At 44.6% G+C, this 14,853-nt stretch carries 12 protein-coding genes; 5 read left to right on the forward strand and 7 right to left on the reverse strand.

Annotated elements, in window-relative coordinates; all coding sequences use genetic code 11:
• The first annotated feature begins 100 nt into the window (after nucleotides 1-100).
• Entirely contained in the window at nucleotides 101-1,123 is a 1,023-nt protein-coding gene (locus HKI82_RS17910; protein WP_171138764.1) for a LacI family DNA-binding transcriptional regulator, read from the forward strand.
• Between the two features lie 97 nt (nucleotides 1,124-1,220).
• Here HKI82_RS17910 and HKI82_RS17915 read toward each other — a convergent pair whose 3' ends face one another.
• The 5 genes from HKI82_RS17915 to HKI82_RS17935 form a co-directional block, all read right to left on the reverse strand.
• Nucleotides 1,221-2,399 (reverse strand): sugar transporter, encoded by a 1,179-nt coding sequence (locus HKI82_RS17915; protein WP_277349895.1) that lies wholly within the window; start codon nucleotides 2,397-2,399, stop codon nucleotides 1,221-1,223.
• Between the two features lie 201 nt (nucleotides 2,400-2,600).
• Entirely contained in the window at nucleotides 2,601-3,812 is a 1,212-nt protein-coding gene (gene glpC, locus HKI82_RS17920; RefSeq protein ID WP_171138766.1) for an anaerobic glycerol-3-phosphate dehydrogenase subunit GlpC, read from the reverse strand.
• Nucleotides 3,809-5,149, reverse strand: coding sequence for a glycerol-3-phosphate dehydrogenase subunit GlpB (gene glpB / locus HKI82_RS17925; protein WP_171138767.1), 1,341 nt, complete (start codon nucleotides 5,147-5,149; stop codon nucleotides 3,809-3,811). The genes glpC and glpB overlap by 4 nt, the downstream gene beginning before the upstream one ends.
• Nucleotides 5,146-6,816: an anaerobic glycerol-3-phosphate dehydrogenase subunit A gene (glpA, locus tag HKI82_RS17930; protein WP_171138768.1), complete on the reverse strand. Its 1,671-nt coding sequence runs from the start codon at nucleotides 6,814-6,816 to the stop codon at nucleotides 5,146-5,148. Before glpA ends, glpB begins: the two co-directional genes overlap by 4 nt.
• A 218-nt stretch (nucleotides 6,817-7,034) precedes the next feature.
• On the reverse strand, nucleotides 7,035-7,796 hold the full coding sequence (locus tag HKI82_RS17935) for a DeoR/GlpR family transcriptional regulator (RefSeq protein WP_042481714.1): 762 nt from the start codon (nucleotides 7,794-7,796) through the stop codon (nucleotides 7,035-7,037).
• A gap of 327 nt (nucleotides 7,797-8,123) precedes the next feature.
• Here HKI82_RS17935 and HKI82_RS17940 point away from each other — a divergent pair, with 327 nt between their 5' ends.
• The 4 genes from HKI82_RS17940 to ahpF all read left to right on the forward strand — a co-directional run bounded on the left by HKI82_RS17940 (nucleotide 8,124) and on the right by ahpF (nucleotide 13,107).
• On the forward strand, nucleotides 8,124-8,984 hold the full coding sequence (locus HKI82_RS17940) for an MIP/aquaporin family protein (RefSeq protein ID WP_102942649.1): 861 nt from the start codon (nucleotides 8,124-8,126) through the stop codon (nucleotides 8,982-8,984).
• Between the two features lie 45 nt (nucleotides 8,985-9,029).
• Nucleotides 9,030-10,541, forward strand: a complete 1,512-nt coding sequence (glpK, locus tag HKI82_RS17945) for a glycerol kinase GlpK (RefSeq protein ID WP_171138769.1) — start codon at nucleotides 9,030-9,032, stop codon at nucleotides 10,539-10,541.
• Nucleotides 10,542-10,781: 240 nt separating this feature from the next.
• Nucleotides 10,782-11,339 carry an alkyl hydroperoxide reductase subunit C gene (ahpC, locus tag HKI82_RS17950; protein WP_171138770.1) on the forward strand — a complete coding sequence of 186 codons (558 nt, stop codon included), beginning with the start codon at nucleotides 10,782-10,784 and terminating at the stop codon, nucleotides 11,337-11,339.
• Between the two features lie 199 nt (nucleotides 11,340-11,538).
• Nucleotides 11,539-13,107, forward strand: coding sequence for an alkyl hydroperoxide reductase subunit F (gene ahpF, locus HKI82_RS17955; RefSeq protein ID WP_171138771.1), 1,569 nt, complete (start codon nucleotides 11,539-11,541; stop codon nucleotides 13,105-13,107).
• Between the two features lie 102 nt (nucleotides 13,108-13,209).
• Here ahpF and HKI82_RS17960 read toward each other — a convergent pair whose 3' ends face one another.
• Nucleotides 13,210-14,262 carry a c-type cytochrome gene (locus HKI82_RS17960; RefSeq protein WP_171138772.1) on the reverse strand — a complete coding sequence of 351 codons (1,053 nt, stop codon included), beginning with the start codon at nucleotides 14,260-14,262 and terminating at the stop codon, nucleotides 13,210-13,212.
• A gap of 9 nt (nucleotides 14,263-14,271) precedes the next feature.
• Nucleotides 14,272-14,850 carry a c-type cytochrome gene (locus HKI82_RS17965; RefSeq protein ID WP_240956754.1) on the reverse strand — a complete coding sequence of 193 codons (579 nt, stop codon included), beginning with the start codon at nucleotides 14,848-14,850 and terminating at the stop codon, nucleotides 14,272-14,274.
• Nucleotides 14,851-14,853 lie beyond the last annotated feature (3 nt).

Raw genomic sequence — 14,853 nt, forward strand, 5'->3', positions numbered from 1 at the left:
AATAAGCCTTTCAAAATTCAATTGAAATTGGCTAAACTTGTCTCCCTCTCGACATGCCTATCATGTTTAGGTATGTCGAGTCGGATAGATAAGGAAATGTATGGCAACTATAAATGATGTGTGCAAAGCCGCTGGCGTTTCAAAAGCGACGGTGTCACGAGTACTGAACAACAGCCCTCAGGTCAAAGAAGTCACCAGAAATGCGGTTCTTTCTGTAATGAAAGAGTTGGGATATCAACCCAATACACTTGCACAGGCTTTGGCAACCAATACTTCCAACTCTATCGGCCTCGTTCTTCCTGAATTTAGAAGCAGCTATTTTGGCAGCGTCCTCCATCATGCTGGGCAAGCAGCCCTTCAGGCAGGCAAAAAGCTGTTGGTTATTCGCAGCAAGAACAGCGCAGAAGGTGAACGCGAATCGGTTGAAACCATTGCTAACCAACGCTGTGATGCCATTCTGCTTTATAGTCGTCATCTGTCCGAATCTGAACTGGTTGAACTGCAACAAAAAATCGCCCAGCCACTAGTAATATTAAACCGCCAACTCAATGCGGAATCGCTATCGAGCTTTGGTTTAAAACAAACTCAGTTAGCCACATTAGCGATGGATCACCTCATTCAGTTAGGTCATAAAAACATCGCCTGTATTACATCACCACTTAATAGTGAAACAGGACGATTACGTTTAAAAGCATACCAACATCAGCTCAAACTGGCACAAGTTTCTGAGAACAAAAACTGGATTGTAGAAGGCGATAACACCTTAGAAGGTGGTTATAAAGGCGCGCAAATCCTGCTGCAAACTGGCGACAAATTCACTGCTGTTTTTGCCTGTAACGATGACATGGCGATTGGCGCTATTCGTGCGTTACACGATCACGGTTTGAGAGTGCCACAGGATGTGTCGGTTATCGGTATCGATAACGAACCCGCCGCGGCTTACGCTATTCCAAGCCTTTCTACTGTGTCGCTTCCTATCGTTCGCTTAACGCAAGATGCCACCGCACTCGCCTTGGCTCAGGCAAATAAGCAAGGTCATCTGCCAAGTCATCAGTCTTATCACGGAGAACTGGTTGCACGCGAGTCAACACAAGATATTAGTAACCGTTCAGAAGATATTTGAAGCAGTTCTAGCTATACATAATCGAAATAGTTAAAAGGCAGCCGAGGCTGCCTTTTGTCATTAGTGCGAACGATGAACAATTCATACCGTTAACGTATTAACGAATCGCGCTGTAGCGCTTCATCATAAATATAATCCAGAGTAGTGATAGCAGTGCAAACAATGCACTCACGTAGCCAATGCCTTCAAGCGACATAAACAGAATGACTTTACCGCCGATCAATGCACCTGCGCCGATACCTAAGTTAATGATGCCTGAGAACATAGACATGATCATATCTGATGCGTTGGCGTCGATATTGAGCACTTTCACCTGCATAACCAGACAGACAATCATCAATGCTGCACTCCAAACCACCAGCAATATACTGATAGACCACAAGTGCGGTACTGCGAAATATAGCATCGCGGTACAAACCATCACTGTCGCCGTACATCCGACCAATATCGGTGTATTCGGACGTTCGCCTAAGTTACCAAAAATCACACTACCTATAATTCCCGCAGAACCAAATAGCAGCAGAAGGAAGGTGGTAAAGTTTTCAGAGAGCAGCCCAATCGTCTTAAGGAAAGGTTCGATATAGCTGTAAGCCGAGTAATGCGCGGTAAAAATCATGAAGATGAATAGGTATAAACCCATCAAGGCTGGATTTTTCAATAGCTCTGGCAGCTTCTTCATGGAACCGGTAAACAAGCTCGGCATTACCGGCAATAAGCGATAAAGGCTGAACATTATGACTAAAGCGGTTATACCGATAACACCAAAGGTGACTCGCCAACCAAGCCATTGACCTATGATTCGACCGAGTGGAACCCCCAATACCATCGCCAGTGAGGTTCCCGTTGCCAAAATACTGAGAGCAAAGGTCTTCTTACCCGGAGGAGCAACTCGTATTGCGATAGAGGCGGTTATCGACCAGAACACCGCATGAGCAAAGGCTATACCAATTCGGCTGGCAACCAAAACTTCAAAGTTCCAGGCAAACACCGATAGACCGTGGCTGACAATAAACAGCGCAAACAGCGCGAGCAGTAATTTTTTACGCTCAATTCGACTGGTGAGCATCATCATTGGTAATGACATTAATGCGACTATCCAAGCGTAGATAGTCAGCATCCAGCCGACAGAAGCTGTCGATATAGAGAAATCATTCGCGATATCAGAAAGCAGTCCAACTGGCACAAATTCAGTAGTGTTAAAAATGAAGCCGCTGAAACCTAAAGCAAAAACGCGTAAGTATTGTGAACGACGAGAATTGTCATTGGTTGCGGACATGATTTGCGTCATATAACCGTGTAAAAGAAGATGAAAAAATGTGCACACATTGTGATTTAATTCACAATTAAAGCAATATGTTTATACAACTTTTTTAGTAGTAGTGAGAGGATTTTATGTTTTATTAACAGGCAAAATCCTCGATATCTACTTCCTCTTTTCCACGGCTATTTTTTTCAATTTTATCGAAGGCTGCTTTTGTTAAAGCAACGCTTCCGCTATCAAACTCACTGGATGAATACACTCTAGCTGAGTGTTTTCCTCAATTTGCCACTTACAGGTTTCGCAATCTGTAATGGCGTAATCAGCGTTTGAACGTCTAATCTTGCTAAACAGGTCATCCCCTATCTTCATAGAGACTTCGTAGTTTTCCTCTTTAAAACCATAAGTACCTGCCAGACCACAACATTCACTATCAAGCACAACCACTTCTAAACCTGGAATCATCTTCAGGACTTCAATGGTAAAAACGGCTCCCCCACTCCTTTCAAGGTGACAAGGCGTGTGATAAACAATTTTCTTATTGAGCGGTTTCATTTTTGGCAAGTTGCCACTCATAAACTCTTTCAACAGAAATCGGCTCACATAGTGGATCTTGTTCACTACATTTTCGTTTTCAACGCCGAGCACATGAGGATATTCCTCCTGCAAGGTGAAAGAACAGGTTGATGAGGTGGACAATACGGCAATACTGTCTTGTTCGATGGCTTTGCCGACATGATCAATATTAAACTCTGCGTTCTTTCTCGCTTTATCGTGGAAGCCGTTCGCGATCATCGCTACGCCACAGCATTTTTCTTTTTCCAGTAAACGCACACCTATGTTCATGGCGTTCATCACTCGAATAAAGTCTTTCCCCAGTTGAGGATGGTTATAGTTGACATAGCAGCCGTGGTAATAGCTGACCGCTCTGGGGTAAATTGACTGTTCGGTGACGTTTTTCTTAAACCAATTTCTAAACGTGCCATGCGAATACTTAGGTAAAGATTTATGTTCATGCACACCTATCGTCTTGTGCATGATCTTCTTCACCAGAGGCAACTGCGTCGCCGCATTCACGAGTGGTGCAAATGGAGTTGCGAGTGAGCCGAACAGATCGGTATGGCTTAAGACAAAATCACGCACCAGCTTAGGATTCATCGGGCGCTTGCCGAACTTGCCTCTTGCCACCGCAATAATATCGCCAATACGCACACCTGACGGGCAAGCCGTTTCACAGCGTTTGCAGTTGGTGCAGTGTTTCAACATGTCATCATAAAACTCTGGGCTTTTGATGCGTAGTCGCTCACCGTCTGGTCCGCATTGTTTTGGTCCCGGAAAATCTGGGTTCGCCTTTGCTACCGGACAGTACACAGTACAAACGGTGCATTTAATGCATTGGTCAAAGGTGGTATCTCTGCTTGCCACTGTCATGCACTCACCTCCTTCATTAGTAATTCGCTTCGTAAACCCGCAACAATTTGCTCGACAACCCAATAAGCGGTGCTGACTGCCACACCTCCGCCACAGCCGTGGGTAATAGGATTGTAGCCACTTAAAATCGCACCAATACAATGCAAGTTGTTCACCTTTTGCCCTTGGATAAACGGGGTAAAGTTCTTGTCAGTCACAACGCCAAAGGACAAGAATGGATGCGGCTTAGAGCTGAAGAAATCATGCTGATGCCACTCATTTCTTTCACCCGTTACTTCCGTATCCAAATTAAAGATTGGCTCTTTGATTGAGTTCTGGTTCGCTATCAAGCCTTTACTGAAGAAGCTACCGGACGCGAGTATGTAGTGTTTCGCCGTCAGATTCATTTCACCCATTTTTTTGGTTTGGATAGACGCCAAATTCATACTGCCGCCTTGATCCTCAAACTGACCACCAAGCACTTCATCACCTTTATGCAGCACACCGCCTTTTTTGATGAAGGTGTGCATCATGACATCCTCAATACGAATACCGAGCAATGAAGGCGGCATGGTTGGTACTTCATGCAAATGGAGTCCCGTATAACGGCTGAGTTTATGCATCAGCTCTAGACCATCACCATTACCCATAATCGATGGCATCATCAGTAAATCTTCAGGTGTGGCAACTTTCAGCAATTGATTGGCAAACTCGGTGAACTGAGCTTCATCTCTTAAGATCCTCGAAATATCTATCGACCTTAGATCGTACGGGTTGCGATTCAGTTGCCCAAACGCCGTTAAACTGACTTTGGCGGTTTTGATGGTTATATATTTAAACGCTGGATGTTGCTGCAAATTGCCAAGAGCAATATGCGGCTGAAAATCTCTGAAACCGTCGACAGCGATCATCACAATGCGTTTAAATTTCGCCAGATTTGAAAAATTTTGTTCTATTTTTTCAACATAGGGCTGAGAGAGCCAAGTCGATTTCAAGGTACCTAGCGTGGTAATTCGAAAATGGTTGTGTGACGAAGGCAAAGTGCTCATGGCAAGTCCATTTGCCGCAAGCATTTGTTGATACCAGTTCATGGCTGAACGAACATTTTTACCGCCGACTTTCGCATAAGGGTGCTGTGGAAGCGCAGTTGGTAAAGCGTCAATTTCAGCCCAAGGATCATCAATTAACTTATGCGTTAACGGGGAATGTGAAAGCAAATCAATAGAGCCGGATGAAAAATGTAAAGCACTCTGCCCGCTGCTCACCACCGCCGTTTTCAGCCCATGTTCTAAACATTTAATGGCAGCCGAATAGCCTGCAATTCCACTACCAATCACTATGACATCGTAATTCATCATTGCTGTTCTTGCTCCTGCGTTGACGGTGTAATGGTAGGTTTGTCGATACTCTCTGGCTCAATGTCTCCACAGCCAAACAACCCTTCATAGATCCAGTAACTGAACTCCGCCTCTCGTAGGGCATCACCCCAAAAAATGGGTTTAATTCCCTTCCAGCGCTCTTCCAAAAACTCTTTGAGCAGCAATGCCGATTCATGACCGCCAATGTCACCATATTCTTGGAACAAACTCGCTGCACGATAGGCACACAGTTCTCCCTGACACGGCCCCATTCCCAACCGAGTGCGTCGACGTAAATCCACGAGGTTTTTTACGTCCAGTTTTTTAATTGCGTACTCAATTTCACCCGCGGTGACCATTTCACATTCACACACAATCGCCTGACTGCGAGGTTGTTCAGAGAGAAAAGCTTCTGCCCTTTCTCCATGACGGTAGATGGCTGATTCATAAACCGGCTTAGCGATACTGGCACTTTTACGCAGCGCTTTCGGAGATTCGACGGACCCTGGTAATGGCTTAGTATGGGTAATACAAGGCGCAGTATTACCAAGCTTACTCGCAACAAGATCCGTTGCCTGTTCGGCCATCAAGCGGTAAGTCATTAACTTGCCGCCAGTAATTGTCGTGAGACCTTTAAGACCATCGCGTTCCTGATGGTCGAGCAGGACAATTCCGCGACTAATATTTCTGCCAGAACTGTCGCCACTGAGCGAAACTAAAGGCCTAACGCCTGCATAAGCTCTTAGCACTCGGGTATTTTTCATGATCGGCGCCAACTTGATACCTTCTTCCAGTAGCAAATCCACTTCTGCCGCAGTCACATGCAGGTCGTCAATCATGTCGTAATCGATATGTTCTGAGGTGGTACCAATCAAAGAGATGGTATCACCCGGCACTAAAATGTCTGCATCCGATGGTTTACGACAGCGGTTAATCACCAGATTATTGATTCGATAATCAAGGATCAGCAACGAGCCTTTTGCAGGGAACATTTTGATATCCAGCTCCGCGTATTCACAGATACCCTGTCCCCAAATACCCGCCGCGTTAATCACTTGCTGGGCAATCACTTCAAAAGGTTGGTTGGTTTGAGTATTGATACATTTCACGCCCAGTACGGTGTCGCCTTCACGGATCAGAGAAACGACGCGTGAATGGTTAAACAAACGTGCGCCGTGCTCTTTGGCATCAAGTACGTTAGACGAACAAAGGCGAAATGGGTCGAGCGTGCCATCTGGCACTTTGACGGCACCAATCAATTCAGGGTTAGTATTCGGTTCTAAACGAAGAGCATCTTTTGGCGAAAGAATTTCTACATCGATATCAGCGGCTTTGCATTGCTCGATAAAGGTCTTTTGAAAGCCCAAATCATCTTCAGGCAAAGTGATGAACAAACCACCAGTGTCTTCAATACAGTGTCGAGCGATTTTCTTCAGTATGCGGTTTTCTTGGATACATTCTTTTGCGGAATGTTGATCGGTGACGGCATAACGCGCACCAGAGTGTAATAAACCGTGATTTCGCCCTGTGGTACCTGACGCCAAATCGTCTTTTTCTAGCAAAATGCACTTTATGCCCCTCAGAGCACAATCACGCATAATCCCTGTACCTGTCGCACCACCACCAATGATGACAACGTCGGTTTCAAATCGAACTGTAGAATTCATTGTCGCCCCACCCTTAATTAACGCGTTTTTAGTGTGACATCAAAAAGATCAAATGTGCGAAAATTTAACTAAAAATGTTCGTTCGAGCACAAATTATGTTTATTTTAGCTAATGAATGGGGATAAATGATAAAAAAGAGAGTGAATTTCATAAGAATGACATATAAAAGACCTAAAAAAACCAGTCAAAACGATGACTGGTTTTTAAAACGAACATTATCAAACAATATCGAGCTGAATCTCATGCTCGCGGATAATGGCACAGATGCTCTCTGGCGGCATTTGATCGGTAATCACCAGATCAACCTCTTCGATTCCACCCAGTTTTACCATGGCATTACGCCCAAACTTAGTATGGTCAACGCCTAAATAGACACTGCGGCTATTCTCGATAATGGCTTTTTTAACTCTAACTTCATGATAATCAAAGTCTAAGAGTGAACCATCGAAATCAATGCCACTGATGCCCAAAATACCGAAGTCGAGACGAAACTGAGAAATAAAATCCATGGTCGCCTCGCCAGTCACACCGCCATCTCGGTTGCGAACTTCACCACCAGCCAGTATCACTTTGAAATCAGGCTTGGTCATGAGTAATGACGCAACATTAATATTGTTGGTCACAATGCGTAGGTTCTGATGGTTTTGCAGCAACGCTCTTGCTACTGCTTCTGGCGTGGTACCAATATCAATAAACAAAGTGGCGCCATCTGGAATATGTTGAGCCAGCTTCAATGCAATGCGTTGTTTTTCTTCTTGATGAGAGACTTTGCGCGTTTGATAAGAAGAGTTTTCAGAACTGGTGACTATGGTCGCGCCACCATGATTTCGTTTAATTTGGTTAAGGTCGGCAAGCTCATTGAGATCTCTTCGAATGGTTTGAGGGCTAACATTGAATCGCTCAACAAGATCTTCGGTGCTGACATATCCCTGAGCCTTGACTAGCTCGATGATTTCTTGATGACGTTTAATGGCTTTCAAAGTAGATCCTGATTGACTGTTTCCAATAACTAGCAGTGTACTTCTTCATGTTCACATTTGAAATATATAGATAAATACACTGTTGAATAAGTCACTTATTCTTAGCTGCTCTGCCCAACATTGATCGTTATCGACACTTCGCCTTATTGAACTAAATTGATACAAAACTGTGCATTGCTTAACATTTGCGAACATAAAATGAACATTTAATTGTTCGTTTGCTCATTTTGAGAGCGCCATATAGTTTCATGCGAATCCTTTTGATTAACATAATGCCCACATTGTCTGTATGGGATAATGCCAAATCAACGTCCAAGGAAATAAATTATGGCTAATAAAAAACAACATACTCTCATTGGTGAGTGTATTGCCGAGTTCATAGGTACGGGTTTGCTCATATTTTTTGGTGTCGGATGTGTAGCCGCACTCGTATTGACCAATGCTCAGTTTGGGCAATGGGAAATCTCTATCGTTTGGGGCCTTGCAGTTGCCATTGCTGTCTACTGCACTGCTGGTGTCTCAGGCGCACACATTAATCCTGCCGTAACCATAGCGCTTGCCGCTTTTCATGGCTTCGAAAAATCTAAAGTTATTCCTTACATCGCTTCTCAAGTTGCCGGAGCATTTTGTGCTGCCGCACTTGTTTATGCTCTTTACAGCAATTTATTTACCGCATGGGAAGTGACAAACGGTATTGCTCGTAATACACCTGAAGCACTTGCTACTGCAGGCATTTTTTCAACATACCCTAACGCTGCTTTATCTTTTTCTGGTGCATTTGCTGTAGAATTTGCCATTACAGCAGTACTGATGTTCGCAATTTTGGCTTTAGGTGATGAAAATAATGGTGCAGCACGCGGAGCGCTAAACCCACTGCTAATCGGTATCGTGGTTGCCACAATTGGTGGTTCGTTAGGTCCACTGACTGGTTTTGCGATGAATCCAGCTCGTGACTTTGGACCAAAATTATTTGCATACCTAGCAGGATGGGATTACGCATTAAGTGGTGCGAAAGATATTCCCTACTTTATCATTCCGATAGTCGCAACCGTTGCTGGCGCTTGTTTTGGTGGTTGGGCTTATCCTAAATTTATCGGTGCGTACGTACCGACCGTGGGTACAGGCTGTACCATTCCAAATCAATGTGAAGAGTGTGAAATCGCAGATGACTCAAAAGCTCAGGTTTGAGCAATAAAAAGAATAAATCCAATAAAGTGAAAAGGATCCCTACCTATGAATAATAAATATATTGTTGCTCTTGACCAAGGCACGACGAGCTCACGAGCAGTAGTGCTCGATCATGACGCAAATATCGTGAGTGTTGCACAACGCGAGTTTACTCAAATCTACCCTGAATCAGGTTGGGTGGAACACGACCCTCTCGAAATTTACGCAACACAAAGCTCCACACTGGTTGAAGCTTTAGGCCAAAAAGGCATTCGCTCAGACCAAGTAGCTGCGATTGGTATTACTAACCAACGTGAAACCACCATTGTTTGGAACAAAGAAACGGGCGAGCCTGTTTACAATGCGATTGTTTGGCAATGCCGCCGAACAGCTGATATCTGTGCAGAGCTGAAGAAAATTGACGGCTTTGAAGAGTATGTACGTGAAAACACAGGCTTGCTGCTAGACCCATATTTCTCAGGCACAAAAGTGAAATGGGTGCTTGAGAACGTTGCTGGCGCACGCGAACTTGCTCAAGAAGGCAAACTGCTGTTTGGTACGGTTGATACTTGGCTGGTGTGGAAAATGACTCAAGGTCGTGTCCATGTCACTGACTATACCAATGCTTCTCGTACCCTGCTATTTAACATCAATACCCTTCAATGGGATGAAAAAATCCTTAAAGAACTGGATATACCGCTATCAATGATGCCAGAAGTGAAAGCATCCTCTGAAGTCTATGGCGAAACTAACATCGGTGGTAAAGGTGGTACTCGTATTCCAATCGCAGGTATTGCTGGTGACCAACAAGCCGCGCTATTTGGTCAAATGTGTGTTCAACCGGGTCAAGCTAAGAACACGTATGGTACTGGCTGTTTCTTGTTAATGAACACTGGTAAAGAGAAAGTGACGTCGAAAAACGGCTTGTTAACAACGCTAGCCTGTGACCCAGAAGGTAAAGTCTCTTACGCGTTAGAAGGTTCAGTCTTTATTGGTGGCGCTGCTATTCAGTGGCTTCGCGATGAAATGAAGCTCATCACCGAAGCAAAAGACTCTGAATATTTTGCGACCAAAGTTGACTCCTCCAACGGCGTTTATGTGGTTCCTGCATTTACAGGCTTAGGCGCACCTTATTGGGATGCTTATGCTCGAGGCACTATTGTGGGTATGAGCCGAGGTACAGGCATAAACCATATCATTCGTGCAACGTTGGAAAGTATTGCTTACCAAAGCCGTGATGTTATTGATGCAATGCAGGCAGATTCTGGCATCAAGCTAGCAACACTGCGTGTTGACGGCGGAGCTGTGGCAAATAATTTCTTAATGCAATTCCAATCAGACATCCTGAATACCGATGTTCAAAGACCTAAGGTTACAGAAGTTACCGCATTAGGCGCAGCTTACTTAGCGGGTCTTGCGGTTGGATATTGGGATTCGTTAGATGAAGTGGCGGATAAAGCAGAAATCGACCGCGTCTTCGTGCCAGCACAAGACGAACAGAAACGAGCTCAACGCTACAACGGCTGGAAACGCGCAGTACGAGGTGTGCTGGCCGTTTCTCACGTCGATGACGAGTAACTTGTTCTCAGTCCCAACATTACTCGATACATCAAACGTTAAAGGGACGCATAGCGTCCCTTTTTATTTGCAGTGTCCCGTTCAAATAGTTGAAGCATGCAAAATCATCTAATAGGTTTTGCCGATTGATTCAATAAGAACAAGCAATTTTTCTAAACCATGACTTCATGTGAATATACATCTCGAAGGCAAGAGACAGAGATTGCCTAATCATAAAAACTCTTAGGAAGGTAAAAAAACATGATTAACACTACTATCAAACCATTTAACGCAACGGCATTTAAAGACGGCAAGTTTGTAGAAATTTCTGAAAAAGACGTACTAGGCAAATGGGCAGTATTCTTCTTTTACCCAGCTGACTTCACATTCGTATGTCCAACTGAGCTAGGCGACCTAGCTGACCACTACGAAGAGCTTCAATCTCGTGGCGTAGAAGTTTACTCAGTTTCAACTGACACTCACTTCACTCACAAAGCATGGCACGATAGCTCAGAAACAATCGGTAAGATCAACTACTTCATGGTTGGCGACCAAACTGGCAACATCACTAACAACTTCGGTGTTATGCGTGAAGGCCAAGGTCTAGCAGACCGCGCTACTTTCGTTATCGACCCACAAGGTGTTATCCAAGCTGTAGAAATCACAGCTGAAGGCATCGGTCGTGACGCAGAAGACCTACTACGTAAGATCAAAGCTGCACAATACGTTGCTTCTCACCCAGGTGAAGTATGTCCAGCTAAATGGAAAGAAGGCGAAGAAACTCTAGCTCCTTCTCTAGACCTAGTAGGCAAAATCTAAGCATAAAGCTTAAAACCTAATCCATTTGGAGCCCTTTAGCGGCTTCAAATAGGAAGGTTGCTGAATTAGAGAGCTGGTCAGGCAATGTACCTAACGACCTACGAGCTTGACTGGCTCTCCCCCTCAGCAAAATAAAAGAATTGAATTTATCCAGAGTGACCGCTCTCTTTAATAGAATTACGAATAGGTATAACAAAAAATGTTAGATCAGGCGATTAAACAACAATTAAAACAATATCTTAGCAACCTTAAAGAAGAAGTTCAGTTAGTGGTCAGCCTAGATGAAAGCAAGGCAGCAAATGATATCCAATCACTAGCTAACGAAATTGCAGAGCTAAGCGATTTAGTGACTGTGACTCGCGATGATGCAGCAAGCTCTCGCCGTCCAGTAATGGCTGTGACAAACCCTAAGAAAGGTACTCAGCTACGTTTTGCTGGTCTTCCAATGGGACACGAGTTTACTTCTCTAGTATTGGCTCTACTCCACTCAGGTGGTCACCCAATTAAGCTAGAAGCTGAAACTATCGAACAAATTGCTAAATTAAACAAAAAGCTAGATGTAGAAATCTTCATTTCTCTCTCTTGCCAAAACTGTCCAGACGTAGTGCAAGCGTTCAACATGATGTCGGCGATTAACCCTGACATTCGTACTACGATGATCGACGGTGCTCTATTCCAAGATGAAGTGAAATCTCGCGACATCATGGCTGTACCAAGCGTATTCGTGAATGGCGAACTCTTTGGTCAAGGTCGTATGTCACTGACTGAAATCTTGAACAAGATTGATGATGGCGCAGCTGAAAAAGCAGCAGCAAGCCTAAACGAAAAAGAACCTTATGATGTTCTTGTTATCGGCGGTGGCCCTGGTGGTAGTGCAGCTGCAGTATACGCTGCTCGTAAAGGCATCCGTACAGGTGTTGTAGCTAAGCGCTTGGGCGGTCAAGTAATGGATACAATGGCAATCGAAAACTTTATTTCGGTTAAGCATACTGAAGGTCCAAAACTTGCGCATGATTTAGGTGAACACCTAAAAGAGTACGGTGTAGACATCATCACTGAGCAACAAGCTGACAAGCTAATGGGTGCTACTTACACAGAAGATGGTTACATCCACGTAAACCTTGAAAGCGGTGCGACACTTAAGAGTAAGAGTGTCATCCTAAGCCCAGGTGCACGTTGGAGAGAAATGAACGTTCCTGGTGAACAAGAATACCGTAACAAAGGCGTGGCTTACTGCCCACACTGTGACGGCCCACTATTCAAAGGCAAGAAAACAGCGGTAATTGGTGGCGGTAACTCAGGCATCGAAGCGGCAATTGACTTAGCTGGTATCGTTGAACATGTTACTGTTCTTGAGTTCGCTGACACTCTACGCGCTGACCAAGTGTTGATTAACAAGGCAAACTCTCTGCCAAACGTTGAAATCATCACAATGGCACAAACGACTGAAGTTGTTGGTGACGGTAAACGCGTAACAAGTTTGAAATACAAAGATCGCAATACAGACGAAATCAAAGAAATTGAACTGTCGGGTATCTTTGTACAAATCGGCCTTGTACCAAACACTGAATGGTTAAAGGATTCTGAAGTTAAGTTGTCTGCTCGTGGTGAAATCGAAGTGGGCAACCGTGGCGAAACTAGCATGGAAGGTGTCTTTGCTGCTGGTGACGCAACTACCGTACCTTACAAGCAAATCATTATTGCTATGGGCGAAGGTGCAAAAGCGAGCCTAGGTGCGTTTGATTACCTAATTCGCAAACAAGCTTAAATCATACATTTTATCTCCTATTAACGACAAAGGGCTCTACTTCGGTAGAGCCTTTTTTTTCGGTTTTAGCAGCAACAGTGACGAGTGCCATCGCTGTATTTGTTACTTCACAACTGCCGAAGGAAAAGCATTGCTACCTAGCGTGTATCCATTCACCGATTTGCCGTAGAACCCATCATGAGCATGGTACTTTTTGCGATTCTCTTCGAGACTGCCCCTGTATCTCGGGTCTTGTGGTCGCTCTTGGCTGTTCACATAAGCGGATACATCCCAAGCTTCTTGTACAGTTAACTGAACGCTTTTACCCAATGGCATGTTTTCATAAATGAAGTAAGCCGCAGTATTAATACGGTGCATGCCCGCGCCCCAGTTATACGCATTTTTGCCCCACAGAGGCGGAATATAAGAATGCCCATCACTATCCGAGACGCCTTGTCCATCTTTCATATGACAAGCGGCGCAATTGTCTGCATACACCTGCATTCCGCGCTCAAGTGAAGGTTCCAGTTCAGGATTTGCGATCTTTGGATAACCTCGTCCTGCTAAGCTGCCACGTTTATCTGCCGGAAGAGCCTGAGCGATAACGTCTGGCATGGGAAACGATTCAGCCTTACCACCAATTTGCAACTGCTTATCGTCTAAAGCTGGCACTGGCTCATTTTCCAGACCATGCTGATCCATCAAACCACCCATGGCTAACCAATAAGCATAAGCACTTAACGCAACCAGTTCCGGAGAATCATAGGCTGGAGGTTTACCGTTCATCGAATAAGTAAAACACCCTTGAATTCGATCAGCGTAGCTATTCACGCGATCATTCTTTTTACGGTATGCAGGATAAGCCATATACGCAGCCCACAAAGGCGCTGAGTTTGCCTTGCGACCCGCTTCCATATGACAGTTCACACAGTTCTGGTTATTGCCGACGTACTTGCCACGCATCTGCTGTGAATTAACGAACAATGAGTAACCGAGTTTAACCTTCTCTCCAAATTCATCGTTGGTGATAGTGGTTAAATCTCTTGGGACAAGATATTCGGCTTGACTGTTTTTCTTTGCCGCAGGTAATTCAGCCTGACGGTCAGGCAATTCAGTATTTGCTTTTGCCGATACAGAAAGCATGCTGAACGCCAACAATGAATAAATGACTTTCATAGCAAACTCCTAGTATCGAAATGACGCAAAGTAGAACGACAAATTTTCTATTTCATCGTCTGTTAGCTTTTGGGCAATGGTAGACATCATATTGAGGGGATCGCCACTACGGGCACCCTTCTTCCAATCATGAAGTTGCTTCTTCAGATAATAAGCATGCTGACTTGCTAAGCGAGGGAACTGCCCCACGCCCATGCCACTGGCGGCATGACAAGTGGCGCACGCGGGTATATTTCTGTCCCAATCCCCTTGATAAACCAGTTTTCGATAAGGGTTGCTGATATCGGCCTGAGAACCGCGCTGTTCGAGATTGGTAAACTCGTAGCTAGGCAATGACGCATAGTATTCGGTCACTTCTTTGCGAATTTGAGGATCACTCAGCTCTTTTGCCATTGGGCTCATTAGGGGATCTTTACGTTCACCGGATAAGAACAGCTGAATTTGGCTATCCAGATATTCCGCACTTAACCCTGCAAGCATCGGAGCAATATTTGGCTGACCTTTCCCATCCTGCCCATGACAACTGGTACAGACGCCAGCTTTGGCAGGCATTTCCACCGCCTGAATACTGACTGAGGCAACCAGCATGGG

The organism is Vibrio plantisponsor (assembly GCF_013041605.1).
Taxonomy (GTDB): Bacteria; Pseudomonadota; Gammaproteobacteria; order Enterobacterales; family Vibrionaceae; genus Vibrio; species Vibrio plantisponsor.

Excerpts from the sequence above, each read along its gene's own strand:
- glpK (WP_171138769.1), top strand. The coding sequence starts at position 9,030 with ATGAATAATAAATATATTGTTGCTCTTGACCAAGGCACGACGAGCTCA.
- glpC (WP_171138766.1), bottom strand. The coding sequence starts at position 3,812 with ATGACAGTGGCAAGCAGAGATACCACCTTTGACCAATGCATTAAATGC.
- glpB (WP_171138767.1), bottom strand. The coding sequence starts at position 5,149 with ATGATGAATTACGATGTCATAGTGATTGGTAGTGGAATTGCAGGCTAT.
- ahpF (WP_171138771.1), top strand. The coding sequence starts at position 11,539 with ATGTTAGATCAGGCGATTAAACAACAATTAAAACAATATCTTAGCAAC.
- HKI82_RS17940 (WP_102942649.1), top strand. The coding sequence starts at position 8,124 with ATGGCTAATAAAAAACAACATACTCTCATTGGTGAGTGTATTGCCGAG.
- HKI82_RS17915 (WP_277349895.1), bottom strand. The coding sequence starts at position 2,399 with ATGTCCGCAACCAATGACAATTCTCGTCGTTCACAATACTTACGCGTT.
- HKI82_RS17960 (WP_171138772.1), bottom strand. The coding sequence starts at position 14,262 with ATGAAAGTCATTTATTCATTGTTGGCGTTCAGCATGCTTTCTGTATCG.
- HKI82_RS17910 (WP_171138764.1), top strand. The coding sequence starts at position 101 with ATGGCAACTATAAATGATGTGTGCAAAGCCGCTGGCGTTTCAAAAGCG.
- HKI82_RS17965 (WP_240956754.1), bottom strand. The coding sequence starts at position 14,850 with ATGCTGGTTGCCTCAGTCAGTATTCAGGCGGTGGAAATGCCTGCCAAA.
- ahpC (WP_171138770.1), top strand. The coding sequence starts at position 10,782 with ATGATTAACACTACTATCAAACCATTTAACGCAACGGCATTTAAAGAC.
- glpA (WP_171138768.1), bottom strand. The coding sequence starts at position 6,816 with ATGAATTCTACAGTTCGATTTGAAACCGACGTTGTCATCATTGGTGGT.